We start from the raw sequence: 12,767 nt of genomic DNA on the forward strand, positions 1-12,767 counted from the left end.
AGTTTCGTGTCCGTTTCATCTCACTCGCGCTTGCGCGCACCGTTGGCCGCCGGCCGCCTGGCCGTGCTGGCCGCCACCTGCGCGGGCGCGCTTGCCGCCGCCATGCCGCCGGCCCGGGCGCAAGCCGTCCCCGCCGCCGCCAACGCGCAGCGCAGCTACCAGATCCCCGCCGGCGCCCTGGCCGACGCCCTGACGCAGTTCGCGCGCAGCGCCGGCGTGATCCTGTCGTTCGATCCCGCGCTGGTGCGCGGCCGCCATTCGGAAGGCCTGGACGGCGCCTATTCGGTGGGCGCCGGATTTTCCCGCCTGCTGTCGGGCAGCGGCCTGCAGGCGCGCGCGCAATCGGGCAACGCCTGGACCCTGGTGCCGGCGTCTTCGTTCGAGGGCGGCACCACGACGCTGGCGCCCGTGACCGTATCGGGCATGTCCGACAGCGCGCTGGCGCCGACGGTGGGCTACGTGGCCAAGGCCAGCGCCAGCGCCACCAAGACCGACACGCCGCTGATCGAGACGCCGCAGTCCGTGTCCGTCGTCACCCGCGAGCAGATAACGGAGCAGGGCGCGCAGACGCTCAACCAGGTGCTGCGATACACGGCGGGCGTGGCCACGGAGACGCGCGGCGCCACGGCCACGCGCCTGGACCAGTTCAGCGTGCGCGGCTTCTCGGCCTCGACCTACCTGGACGGCTTGCGGGTGTTCGGCGGCCGCGACGCCTTGCCTCAGGTGGACGCCTATCGCCTGGAGCGCGTGGACGTGCTGAAGGGGCCGGCTTCGGTCATGTACGGCCAGGGCGGCCCCGGCGGCGTGGTGAACCAGGTCAGCAAGCGTCCGCTGGAAGAGACGCTGCGCGAGGTCGAAGTGCAGGTCGGCAACTACGATTACCGCCGCGCCAACTTCGACTTCGGCGGCCCGCTGGACGACGAGGGCAAGTATCTGTACCGCCTGGTGGGCTCGGGCTACCTGTCCGACGGCCAGGTCAAGGACACCAAGGAGCGCAGGTACTTCGTGGCCCCGGCCTTCACGTGGAAGCCCAATGGCGACACCACGCTGACCGTGCTGACGAACTTCCAGCGGGATCCCGACATGGGCTCGTACGGCAGCGTCTCGTCCATGCGCACGCTGCAGTCGGCGCCGGACGGCATCCGCCTGCCGGCCGACTACTACGACGGCGACGCCAACTTCGAAGAGAGCGACCGCAAGAGCTATTCGCTGGGCTATGTGCTGGACCACCGCTTCAACGACACGTTCAAGGCCTCGCAAAGCCTGCGCTGGACGCGTTCCGAAGCCCGGTACCGCAGCATCTACGGCGCGATGACGAACAACTACGGCTACACGGACAAAACGTACCTGTACCAGCAGCGCGCGTCGATCGCCACCGACGTCGACGTGGGCGCGCTGACGCTCGACAACAATCTGCAGGCGCGCTTCGACACGGGCGCCTTCGCCCATACCGTGCTGCTGGGCCTGGACTACCAGCACGTCAAGACCGATACGCTGTCGGGGTTCGGCACCGCGCCGGCCCTGGACGTCATGAATCCGGACAACCACCAGCACATTCCCGTGCCGGCGTTCTCGACGGACGCCACGTCCAGGCAATACCAGACCGGCCTGTACTTCCAGGACCAGATCAGGATCGACCGCCTGTCGGTGCTGCTGGGCGGGCGCTACGACTGGTCGCGCACCGTCGGCGAGACCACCACGCTCGCGACCGGCCGCGTCGCGCCCTCGTCGCTGAACACCGAAGCCTTCTCGGGCCGCATGGGCGTCATCTACAACTTCGACAACGGCGTGGCGCCGTACTTCAGCTACTCGGAGTCGTTCGAGCCGCAATCGGGCACGGGCTGGAACAACGCGCCGTTCAAGCCGATCGAGGGCAAGCAGTATGAAGTGGGCATCAAGTACCAGCCCCCGGGCAGCGCCACGATGCTGACGGCCGCCGCCTTCGATATCCGCCGCGAGAACATGACGACCACGGATCCGGATCCCACCCACGTCTGCGGGACGGCCGGCGGACGCTGCTCCATCCAGGCGGGCGAACTGCGCACGCAGGGGATCGAACTGGAGGCCAAGACCGAACCCCTGCGCGGGCTGACGCTGGTGGCGGCGTACTCGCTGATGGACAACGAATACTCGAAGGCCTATCCCAGCGTGACGGGGTTCAACCTGAAGGGCAAGACGCCCGTGGGCGTGCCGTCGCAACAGGCTTCCGCGTGGGCGCGCTATCAGTTGCAGGAAGGTCCGCTGGCGGGCCTGGGCGTGGGCGGCGGCGTGCGCTACATCGGTTCGTCGTACGCGGACGAGGCCAACACCCTGAAGGTGCCGTCGGTCACGCTGTTCGACCTGATGCTGGACTACGACCTGGGCCGCGCGTCTCCCGCGCTGAAGGGCATGCAGGTGGCGCTGAACGTGCAGAACCTGTTCGACAAGGAATACATCGCCTCGTGCGCCGGGGACTCCTGGTGCTGGTACGGCTACCAGCGCTCGATCAAGGCCAGCCTGCGGTACCGCTGGTAGGGCGGCGGCCGGCATTTTCGTGCCCCATCGTAGTGAGAATGGTTATAATTCAGGTCCCGCCGAATCGGATCCGGCCGCGGGGGCGGATCCGGCCAGGCGCCTGGACTAAAGGAAAATCAATAATGGCATTCGCAAGGACTTTGGCCGCCATCGCCCTCCTGGGCACGGCGGGCGCCGCGCAGGCGCATTTCGTTTGGCTGGAACGCAGCGCCGAGGGGCCGGCCAAGGCGTATTTCGGCGAGTGGGCCGACGACCTGCGCGAGAAGCGCGACGGCCTGCTCGGCAAGATCATGGTTTCGCCGGTCGTGACGGGCGCCGACGGCAAAGCGCTGAAGCCGTCGGGCGAGGGCGCGGATTTCATCGAGTTCGCCACGGCGGGCAAGGGCGACGTGCGCCTGCGCCAGCCCTACCAGTTCAAGGACACCCTGGTGCAGTATGGCGCCAAGGCCGGCCGCGAAGACACCGCCGCCAAGCTGGACCTGGAGCTCGTGCCGGCCGCCGCGGGAGCCAACGCCTTCGTGCTGCAATTCCAGGGCAAGCCGCTGCCCAAGACCGAAGTCACCGTGTTCGGTCCGCCGAAGTGGGAAAAGCGCTTCTGGAGCGACGAGAACGGCCGCATCGAAATCACCACGCCGTGGCCCGGCCAGTACGTGCTGGAAGCCGCCCACGTCGAAGAGAAGGCGGGCGAGGCCGACGGCAAGTCCTACGCCAAGATCCGCTACGTATCCACCCTGACCTTCAACGTGTCCAAGTGAAAGCTCCCGCTGCCGGCGCAGGCATGATGCGCTATCGTCTGGCCGTTTTTTCCCGGGTGGCGGCCGCCATCCTGGGCGGCTATGCCCTGGCCTCGGCGGCCGCGGCCTGCCTGGCCGTCTGGCTGCCCATGGGGCGGGCGGACGCCGTGACCACGGCGCAGATGTTGTCGTTCGTGTTCTACGCCTGCGGCGTGATCTGGGTCTTCGCCACGCGCAATGCGTGGCGCGCCTGGGCCGGCATCCTGGTGCCGGCCGCCGTGCTCGGCGGCCTGTTCCTGGCCGGCCGCGCGATGGGGGTGGCATGAAGGCTGGGAAAGCCAAGGCGCAGGGCGAAGAAGGCTTGCGCCAGTCCATGTCCTGGCTGCACACCTGGGCCGGCCTGATCTTCGGCTGGGTGCTGTTCGCGATGTTCCTGACCGGCACGCTGGCGTTCTTCCGGCCCGAGATCACGAGCTGGATGCAGCCGGAGATCCAGGCCCGGCCGACGCCCGCGGTGCAGGCGGTGGACCTGGCGCAGCGCTACCTGAACGAACACGCGCCGGACGCCAAGCGCTGGTTCATCACGCCGCCGTCGAACCGCGAGCCGCTGATCCAGATGCTGTACCAGGTGGCCAAGCCCAAGCCGGGCGAGCGCGGTTTCGTGCGCGTGAAGCTGGACCCCGTCAGCGGGCAGGCCGTCACCGGCCGCGAAACGCGCGGCGGCGATTTTTTCTACCGGTTCCACTTCGAACTGGAAACCGCGTTCCCGTGGGGGCGCTGGCTGGCGAGCATCGCGGGCATGTTCATGCTGGTGGCCATCATCAGCGGCATCATCACGCACAAGAAGATATTCACCGATTTCTTTACCTTCCGCCCGAAGAAGGGCGGACAGCGCGCCTGGATGGACGGGCATAACGTCTTGTCGGTGCTGGGGCTGCCGTTCCACCTGATGATCACGTTCAGCGGGCTGGTGTTGTTCATGATCATGCTGATGCCCGCCGGCATCCAGGCCGTCTATGAAAACCCGCGCCAGTACACCGACGAGGTCTTCAAGTCGTTCAAGATCACGCCGCCGCTGAACCAGCCGGCGCCGCTGGTCCAGATTGCGCCGCTGGTGGCCCAGGCCCAGGATCACTGGCAGGGCCGGGTCGGCCGCGTCACGGTCAACAACCCCGGCGACGCGGGCGCCACCGTGACCCTGGTCCGCGACGCCGCCGACGGGGTGTCGTATGGCCGGTTGGCGCCTTACATGCGCTTTGACGGCGTGACGGGCGCCTTCCAGGAAGGCGAGGACGACCTCAGCGCCACCGTGCAAACCGCCGGCGTCATCACCGGGCTGCATCTGGGGCTGTTCGCCGAACCGCTGCTGCGGTGGTTCTACTTCCTGGTCAGCCTGGCGGGCACGGGCATGGTGGGCACGGGGCTGGTCCTGTGGATCGCCAAGCGCCGCCAGAAGGCGCGGCCGGGCGACGTCCGCGAAGCATTCTCGCTGCGCCTGGTGGACGGCCTGAACGCCGGCACGATCGCGGGCGTGGTGTTCGGCGTGGCGGCCTTCTTCCTGGCCAATCGCCTGTTGCCGGCCGAGATGCCCGGCCGCCAGGTCTGGGAAGTGCGCGCGTTCTTCTCCGCCTGGGGGCTGTCGCTGGTCTACGCATTCCTTTTCCAGCGCCGCAAATGGCAGGATCTGCTGGCCATCGCCGCCGCCTCGCTCGCCTTGGTGCCGGTGGTCAACGCGTTCACCACGTCGCGCCATCTGGGCGTATCCCTGCCCGCCGGCGATTGGGTCATGGCCGGCTTCGACCTGACCTGCCTGGCCAGCGCGGCGCTGTTCGGCTGGATGGCGCGCAAGGCCGCTAGGGCCCGCAAGGCGCCGGCGAAGGCGTCCGCCAAGGCGCGCGCCGAACGCCCCGCCGCCAAGACCGTTTCCCCCCAAGTCGCGCAGGCTCCCGCGGCGCAGGCCGCTTCGAGCCACGTCGTTTATGAACCGAGAGGTGATACGCCATGACGCTCGCCGCCTTCTGCCTGGCCTACGCGGGGTTCTCCGCCTTGTGCCTGGGAATGGACCGCCACTATGAAGATCTCTTCGACCGCGCGCTGCCGCGGCGGCACCGCGTGCCGCTGCGCGTATTCGGCTGGGCCGCGCTGGCCCTGTCGCTGTGCGCCTCGGCGGCGGTCTGGGGCTGGAGCTACGGCACGGTCGAATGGATCGGCATCCTCAGCATCGCCGGCCTGCTGCTGATCTGGTTCCTGACGTTCCGGCCGCGCGCCGCGCTGACCGCCGGCGGCCTGTGCGCGCTGGCGGCGCCGCTGCTGGCTGTCCTGTAGCGGCGCGGGCGCGGCGCCCGTCCGGCACGTTACACTGGGTGTTTTCCCCAAAAACGCCTCGTCGCCTCATGAATACCCGCGTCCTCACCGGCATCACCACTTCTGGAACTCCCCACCTCGGCAACTACGCGGGCGCGATCCGTCCGGCCGTCCAGGCCAGCGCGCAGCCCGGCGTGGACGCATTCTTCTTCATGGCGGACTACCACGCGCTGATCAAGTGCGACGATCCGGCCCGCGTGGCGCGTTCCCGCCTTGAAATCGCCGCCACCTGGCTGGCGGTCGGGCTGGACCACGAACGCGTGACGTTCTACCGCCAGTCGGACATCCCCGAGATTCCCGAGCTGACCTGGATGCTGAATTGCGTCACGGCCAAGGGCCTGATGAACCGGGCGCACGCGTACAAGGCGGCGGTGGATCAGAACGAGGCGAAGGGCGTGGAACCGGACGACGGCGTCACGATGGGCCTGTTCTCGTATCCGGTGCTGATGGCCGCGGACATCGTGATGTTCAACGCGAACAAGGTGCCGGTGGGCCGCGACCAGATCCAGCACCTGGAGATGGCGCGCGACATCGCCCAGCGCTTCAACCATCTCTACGGCCGCGATTACTTCACGCTGCCGGAAGTGGTGATCGAGGAAGACGTGGCGACGCTGCCGGGCCTGGACGGCCGCAAGATGTCCAAGAGCTACAACAACACGATCCCGCTGTTCGAGGGCGGCGCAAGCGCGCTGCGCGCGTCGGTGATGCGCATCGTGACCGATTCGCGCCAGCCGGGTGAACCGAAGGACGCCGAGAACTCGCACCTGTACACGATCTACCGCGCGTTCGCCACGCAGGAGCAGTCCGCGGCGTTCCGCAAGCAACTGGAAGACGGGCTGGGCTGGGGCGATGCCAAGCAGGCGCTCTACGACCACCTGGAAAACCTGCTGGCCCCCATGCGCGAAAAGTATTTCGACCTGATGGCCAATCCCGGCCGCATCGAAGACATCCTGCAGGCGGGCGCCGCCAAGGCCCGCAAGCTGTCCATGCCGTTCATGCACGAGCTGCGCCAGGCCGTGGGCCTGCGCAACCTCGAGGCCGCGTCCGCGGGCGGCAAGGGCGCGCCGGTCAAGAAAGAAAAGGGCAAGGGCGCGCGCTTCGTCAGCTTCCGCGACGAAGACGGCGGCTTCCGCTTCCGCCTGCTGGCCGCCGACGGCGAGGAACTGCTGCTGTCGCAGCGTTTCGCCGACCCGAAAGAGGCCGGCGCCCTGATGCGCCGCCTGCAATCGGAACCGGCGGACTCGGTGCTGCAGGCCGACGGGCAAGGCTATGCGGCGGTGATCGACGGCGTGGCCGTGGCGGCCGCGCCGGCGGGCGCGCAGGCCGAACCGGGGGTCCTGCTGGCGCGCGCGCGCGAAGCGCTGGCCTCGCTGTCCCAGGAATAGGCGGACGGCCGGGCGCGGCGCAGGCGCCCGAAAAAAAAAGCCCGGCGCGTATGAAGCGCCGGGCCTTTTTGTCGTTTGGAGCCGCCCCCGTGCCAGGGGAGGGGCCAGCGCTCAGCGCTTGAGCTTGGCGAAGGCGTCCGCCATGGCGCTGTTCATCGCGCCCGCGCCGCCGCCCGCATTGCCGCGGCCGCCATCACCCTGGGCGCGGCGGTTGGAGCGGTCGCCGCCCTTGGGGGCGTCGCCGCTGCGGCGGGCGGGAGCCGCGGTGTCGTTCAGGCGCATGGTCAGCGCGACGCGCTTGCGGGCGGCGTCCACTTCCAGCACCTTCACGCTGACCGTCTGGCCCACGCGCACGACGTCGCGCGGATCCTTCACGAACTTCTCGGCCAGGGCCGAAATGTGGACCAGGCCGTCCTGGTGCACGCCGATGTCGACGAACGCGCCGAAGTTGGCCACGTTGGTCACCACGCCTTCCAGCACCATGCCCGGGTACAGGTCGTTCAGGGTTTCGACGCCTTCCTTGAACTGCGCCGTCTTGAATTCGGGGCGCGGATCGCGGCCGGGCTTTTCCAGTTCGGCGAAGATGTCGCGCACCGTGGGCAGGCCGAAGCGCTCGTCGGTGAAGTCGGACGGCGAAACGCCCTTGAGCGCGTCGCGCTGGCCGATGATCTGCTTCACTTCGGCCTTGATCTTGGCGACGATGCGCTCGACCACCGGGTAGGCTTCCGGGTGGACGGACGACGCATCCAGCGGGTTGTCGCCGTTGGGAATGCGCAGGAAGCCGGCGGCCTGCTCGAACGCCTTGTCGCCGAAGCGCGGCACCTTGCGCAGGATGTCGCGGGTGGGGAAGGCGCCGTTCTCGTCGCGCCAGGCCACGATGTTCTTGGCCAGCAGCGAGTTCAGGCCGGACACGCGCGCCAGCAGCGCGGCGGACGCGGTGTTCACGTCCACGCCCACGGCGTTCACGCAGTCCTCGACCACGGCGTCCAGCGAGCGCGCCAGCTCGCGCTGGTTGACGTCGTGCTGGTACTGGCCCACGCCGATGGCCTTGGGATCGATCTTGACCAGTTCGGCCAGCGGATCCTGCAGGCGGCGCGCGATGGACACGGCGCCGCGCAGGGTCACGTCCAGGTCGGGGAATTCCAGCGCGGCGGTTTCCGACGCGGAATACACGGACGCGCCCGCTTCGGAGACCACCACGCGGGTGACCTTGAGATCGGGGAAGCGTTCCATCATGTCGCCCACCAGCTTTTCGCTTTCGCGCGAGGCGGTGCCGTTGCCGATGGCGATCAGGTCGACCTTGTGGCGCGCGACCAGCGCGGCCAGGGTGTTGATCGTGCCTTCGCGGTCGCGGCGCGGTTCGAACGGGTAGACGGTGGTGGTGTCCACGACCTTGCCGGTCACGTCGATGACGGCGACCTTGCAGCCGGTGCGGATGCCGGGATCCAGGCCCAGCACGGCCTTGGGGCCGGCCGGCGCGGCCAGCAGCAGGTCTTTCAGGTTGGCCGCGAACACGCGGATGGCTTCGGCTTCGCCGCTTTCGCGCAGGCGGCCGATCAGTTCGCTTTCGAACGCCGTCAGCAGCTTGACGCGCCAGGTCCAGCGGCAGACCTCGCCGAGCCAGCGCGCGCGCGGCGTGGCGTCCAGCGCGAACAGGCCGTTGCCCAGCTTCAGGAAGCCGGCGATGCGGGCCACGCAGGGGTGCGGAAGCTGCGCTTCCAGTTCGGCTTCCAGGCCCAGGCGCAATTCCAGCACGCCTTGCTGGCGGCCGCGCAGCAGCGCCAGGATGCGGTGCGAGGGCAGGGTGCGCAGCGGTTCGTTGAAGTCGAACCAGTCGCGGAAATTGGCGCCTTCGGCTTCCTTGCCCTCGACCATCTTGGAATAGAGCAGGCCGGTGGACCACAGGTGTTCGCGCAGGTTGGCCAGCAGGTCGGCATTTTCCGCGTAGCGTTCGGCCAGGATGTCGCGCGCGCCGTCGAGCGCGGCCTTGGCGTCGTTGATGGACGCTTCGGGGTTCAGGTACTGGGCGGCCAGCGCGGCGGGATCGCAGGCCGTATCGGCCAGGATGGCGTCGGCCAGCGGTTCCAGGCCGGCTTCGCGGGCGATCTGGGCGCGGGTGCGGCGCTTGGGCTTGTACGGCGCGTACAGGTCTTCCAGGCGCTGCTTGGTATCGGCGGCGCCGATTTCCTGCTGCAGTTCGGGCGTGAGCTTGCCCTGCTGCGAAATGGATTCGAGGATGGCCCCGCGGCGCTCTTCGAGCTCTCGCAGATACCCCAGGCGCACTTCGAGGTTGCGCAGCACGGTATCGTCCAGGCCGCCGGTGGCTTCCTTGCGGTAGCGGGCGATGAAGGGCACGGTGGCGCCGTCGTCCAGCAGTTCTACCGCCGCGGCGATCTGGGAGGCGCGCGCTTCGAGCTCGGTGGCAAGCTGCGCGACGATGCGGGCGTTGTCGACGCCGGCGGCGACGTTCGTGATAGCGGAAGTTTCAGACATCTCTATACGACGACAAAAAGGGAAAACAAGGGGCGGATTGTGCCATAAGCGGCTGTTACAAAACGTGCCAGGGCGGACCGATACGTCTCTCTTGCGGCTGGCCGATGGCGGCTTTGCGGCGCGCGGGAGGCCGGGCAGCGGTATCATTTGGTTCTTTCCCACATAAGTGTCTGGCGCCCGAACCGTAACCGGCACCGGTTCACCGTTGACTCCGACCGACACTAGGCTGCCGTGATGCTGGACCTGGATATTTCCGAATTCTTCGACGAGGACGGGCCGTTGGCCACGGCCTTGCCCGGCTACAAGCCGCGACCCGCGCAAGTGGAGCTGTCCCAGGCCATCGGCCAGGCCATCCAGGAGCGCGCCACGCTGGTGGCCGAGGCCGGCACCGGCATCGGCAAGACCTGGGCCTATCTTGTACCCGCCTTCATCCAGGGCGGCAAGGTGCTGATTTCCACCGGCACCCGCACCCTGCAGGACCAGCTTTTCGCCCGCGACCTCCCGCGCGTGCGCGCCGCGCTGGCCGCGCCGGTGACCGCCGCGCTGCTCAAGGGCCGCGGCAACTACGTCTGCCACTATCACCTGGACCGCCTGCAGGGCGACGAGCGCGCCTTGAAGTCGCGCAGCGAGATCCAGCAGTTGCGCCAGATCCAGGTGTTCGCCGGCATTTCCAAGACGGGCGACCGCGGCGATCTCGCGCAGGTGCCGGAAGACGCCGAGATCTGGCAGCGCGTGACCTCCACCCGCGAGAACTGCCTGGGGCAGGAATGCCCGCGCATCCGCGACTGCTTCGTCGTGAAGGCCCGCCGGCAGGCCCAGGAGGCCGACGTGGTGGTCGTCAACCACGCCCTGTTCATGGCCGACCTGGTGCTGCGCGAAGAAGGCGTCACCGATCTGCTGCCGGAAGCGGATACCGTGATCTTCGACGAAGCGCACCAGCTTCCCGACACCGCCACGCGCTTCCTGGGCAGCAGCGTGTCCACGCACCAGTTGATGGACTTCGGCCGCGCGCTGGAAGTCGCCGGCCTGGCCTATGCGCGCGAAGCGGCCAAATGGAGCGACGTCAGCCGCCACCTGGAGACGGCCGCGCGCGAGCTGCGGCTGGTCTGTGCGCCGCTGGACAGGATGCCGGGCCGCAAGGCCACCTTCGAGGCCATTCCCAATCCCGAGGAGTTCGACGAGGCCCTGGGGGCGCTGCGCGAGGCCGTGGACAGCGCGGCGCAGGCCCTGGCCGCGGTCTCCGAGAAACATCCCGACCTGATGGCCGCCGCGCGCAGCGGCGCGGAGATTTCGGCGCGCCTCAAGCGCTGGGCCACGCCGGGCCGGGGCGGCGCGGGGCGGGACGACGAAGGCTGGGGCCGCGACGACCAGGCGCCCGAATCCGCGGCGCAGTCCGCGCTGGGAGACGGCCTGCCCACGCCGGCCGCCATCCTGGCGGGCGCCGCCGCGGCGGAGCAATGGTCCGGGCCGGCGGTGCGCTGGGTCGAGCACGGGCAGCACCACGTGCGGCTGCATTCGGCGCCGCTGTCGGTGGCCCAGGCCTTCTCCAAGTACCGCAAGCCGGGCCAGGCCTGGATCATGACCTCGGCCACGCTGTCGGTGAACGGCGAATTCACGCACTTCACCAGCCAACTGGGGCTGGACAGCGCGCGCACCGGCAAATGGGAATCGCCATTTAACTATCCGGAGCAGGCCCTGCTGTTCGTGCCGCGCGGCATGCCCGAGCCCCAGTCGCCGCAGTTCCTCGAGCGCTTCGTGCGGACGCTGATGCCGCTGCTGGAGGCAAGCCCCGGCGGGACGCTGGTGCTGTGCACGACGCTGCGCGCGGTGGACAGGGTCGCGAACCTGCTGGCCGACGAATTCGACGACGCCGGCCACGAATGGCCTTTGCTCAAGCAGGGGGACGGCACGCGCCGCGATCTGCTCGAGCGTTTCTGCCGGCTGGAGCATCCCGTGCTGGTGGGCAGCGCCAGCTTCTGGGAAGGCATCGACCTGCCCGGCGACGTGCTGACCCTGGTGGCGATCGACAAGCTGCCGTTCGCGCCGCCCGACGACCCCGTCATCGAGGCGCGCCTGCGGGCCTGCCGGTCGCAGGGCGGCAATCCGTTCTCGGAGTACCAGTTGCCCGAGGCGGCGATCTCGCTCAAGCAGGGCGCGGGCCGGCTGATCCGCACGGAATCGGATTGGGGCGTGCTCATGGTGGGCGACGGGCGGCTGGTCGAGAAGCCTTACGGCAAGCGCCTGTGGCGGGGGTTGCCGCCTTTCGCGCGGACCCGGGAAATCGAGGAAGTGCTGGCGTTCTACCGCCGCAAGGGCGAGGGCGGCGAGGCATAGCTGGCGCGCGGTTTCGCGCCGCGCGGCGGTAGCCCAAGGCAAAAAAAAGCTCCCCTCGGGGAGCTTTTTCCCATGCGGGAATCGGATCAGTCGAACGGATTCCACCAGCTCCTGTCGGCCTTCAGGCCGCGGGTGCGGAATTCGCTGTTGGGGAAGTTCTTGTCGTAGACGCGTTGCGAGTCGTTCTTCAGTTCGGTCATGCCGAGCTTGTCGTAGGACTCGACCATCAGATAAAGCGCTTCTTCGGTGGCGGGCGCGCCTTCGAAGTCGGTGATGACGGTCTGCGCGCGGTTGGCGGCGGCCACGTAGGCGCCGCGCTCGTAGTAGTAGCGCGCCACGTGCACTTCGTTCATGGCGATGGTGTTGACCAGCCATGCGACGCGTTTTTCCGCGTCGACCGAATACTTGCTGTCCGGATAGCGCTTGATCAGTTCGTTGAAGGCGTCGTAGGAAGCGCGCAGGCCCTTTGGATCGCGCTCGGCGGGATCCTGGCCGGTGATGTTGCTCATGAAGGCGCTGGCCGGCGTGAAGTTGATCAGGCCCTTCAGGTACAGCGCATAGTCGGTGCCGGGATGGTTGGGGTAGAGCTGCTGGAAGCGGTCGATGGCCGCGAGAGCCTGCTCGTTTTCGCCGTCCTTCCAGTTGACGTACGCCAGTTCAAGCAGGGCTTGCTGCGCATACACGCCGAACGGGTAGCGGCTTTCAATCGCGGTCAGGCGTTCGCGGGCTTCCTTCCAGCCACCCGAGGACATTTCCGACTTGGCATCGGCATAGAGCTGTTCGGCGCTCCAGTTCGTGGTCTTGTCGTACTTGTTGTCGGACGAGCCGCAACCGGCGATCGCGACGACGGCAACCAGCGCGATGACCACGCGCAAGATCGGCCCGCTGCGGGAGGCGGGATTCGAGGGAGCTGCGGGGTGGTGAATCACGAGAATCGTATCCT

Annotated in this window: 9 protein-coding genes; 7 read left to right on the forward strand and 2 right to left on the reverse strand. The window is 68.3% G+C overall.

All coding sequences use genetic code 11. The annotated features are described in order from the left end of the window. Positions 1 to 102: 102 nt before the first annotated feature. From WHX56_RS12520 to WHX56_RS12545, 6 genes are all read left to right on the forward strand, one after another. Complete coding sequence (locus WHX56_RS12520; RefSeq protein ID WP_338881776.1) at positions 103 to 2,514, forward strand: TonB-dependent siderophore receptor; 2,412 nt, start codon at positions 103 to 105, stop codon at positions 2,512 to 2,514. A gap of 122 nt (positions 2,515 to 2,636) precedes the next feature. Then, the gene (locus WHX56_RS12525; protein WP_338881338.1) at positions 2,637 to 3,269 is read left to right on the forward strand and encodes a DUF4198 domain-containing protein; all 633 of its coding nucleotides are present in this window, start codon (positions 2,637 to 2,639) and stop codon (positions 3,267 to 3,269) included. Between the two features lie 23 nt (positions 3,270 to 3,292). Continuing rightward, a complete protein-coding gene (locus WHX56_RS12530; protein ID WP_129243883.1) occupies positions 3,293 to 3,574 on the forward strand; it encodes a DUF3649 domain-containing protein in 282 nt (93 codons plus the stop codon). Beyond that, on the forward strand, positions 3,571 to 5,253 hold the full coding sequence (locus tag WHX56_RS12535) for a PepSY-associated TM helix domain-containing protein (RefSeq protein WP_129243880.1): 1,683 nt from the start codon (positions 3,571 to 3,573) through the stop codon (positions 5,251 to 5,253). Before WHX56_RS12530 ends, WHX56_RS12535 begins: the two co-directional genes overlap by 4 nt. Further along, positions 5,250 to 5,573, forward strand: coding sequence for a DUF3325 domain-containing protein (locus WHX56_RS12540; protein WP_129243878.1), 324 nt, complete (start codon positions 5,250 to 5,252; stop codon positions 5,571 to 5,573). Before WHX56_RS12535 ends, WHX56_RS12540 begins: the two co-directional genes overlap by 4 nt. Positions 5,574 to 5,641: 68 nt before the next feature. Next, positions 5,642 to 6,997 carry a tryptophan--tRNA ligase gene (locus tag WHX56_RS12545; protein WP_338881339.1) on the forward strand — a complete coding sequence of 452 codons (1,356 nt, stop codon included), beginning with the start codon at positions 5,642 to 5,644 and terminating at the stop codon, positions 6,995 to 6,997. Positions 6,998 to 7,108: 111 nt separating this feature from the next. Here the strand turns inward: WHX56_RS12545 and tex are convergent, their stop codons facing one another. Then, complete coding sequence (gene tex, locus WHX56_RS12550; RefSeq protein ID WP_129243873.1) at positions 7,109 to 9,490, reverse strand: RNA-binding transcriptional accessory protein Tex; 2,382 nt, start codon at positions 9,488 to 9,490, stop codon at positions 7,109 to 7,111. A gap of 234 nt (positions 9,491 to 9,724) precedes the next feature. Here tex and WHX56_RS12555 point away from each other — a divergent pair, with 234 nt between their 5' ends. Then, entirely contained in the window at positions 9,725 to 11,824 is a 2,100-nt protein-coding gene (locus WHX56_RS12555; RefSeq protein WP_338881340.1) for an ATP-dependent DNA helicase, read from the forward strand. 86 nt (positions 11,825 to 11,910) lie between these two features. On the opposite strand, the gene WHX56_RS12560 is transcribed toward WHX56_RS12555, so the two are convergent. Then, positions 11,911 to 12,699 carry an outer membrane protein assembly factor BamD gene (locus WHX56_RS12560; protein ID WP_129243907.1) on the reverse strand — a complete coding sequence of 263 codons (789 nt, stop codon included), beginning with the start codon at positions 12,697 to 12,699 and terminating at the stop codon, positions 11,911 to 11,913. Between the last annotated feature and the right edge of the window lie 68 nt (positions 12,700 to 12,767).

Source organism: Achromobacter veterisilvae, assembly GCF_037619525.1.
Classification (GTDB): Bacteria; Pseudomonadota; Gammaproteobacteria; order Burkholderiales; family Burkholderiaceae_B; genus Achromobacter; species Achromobacter veterisilvae.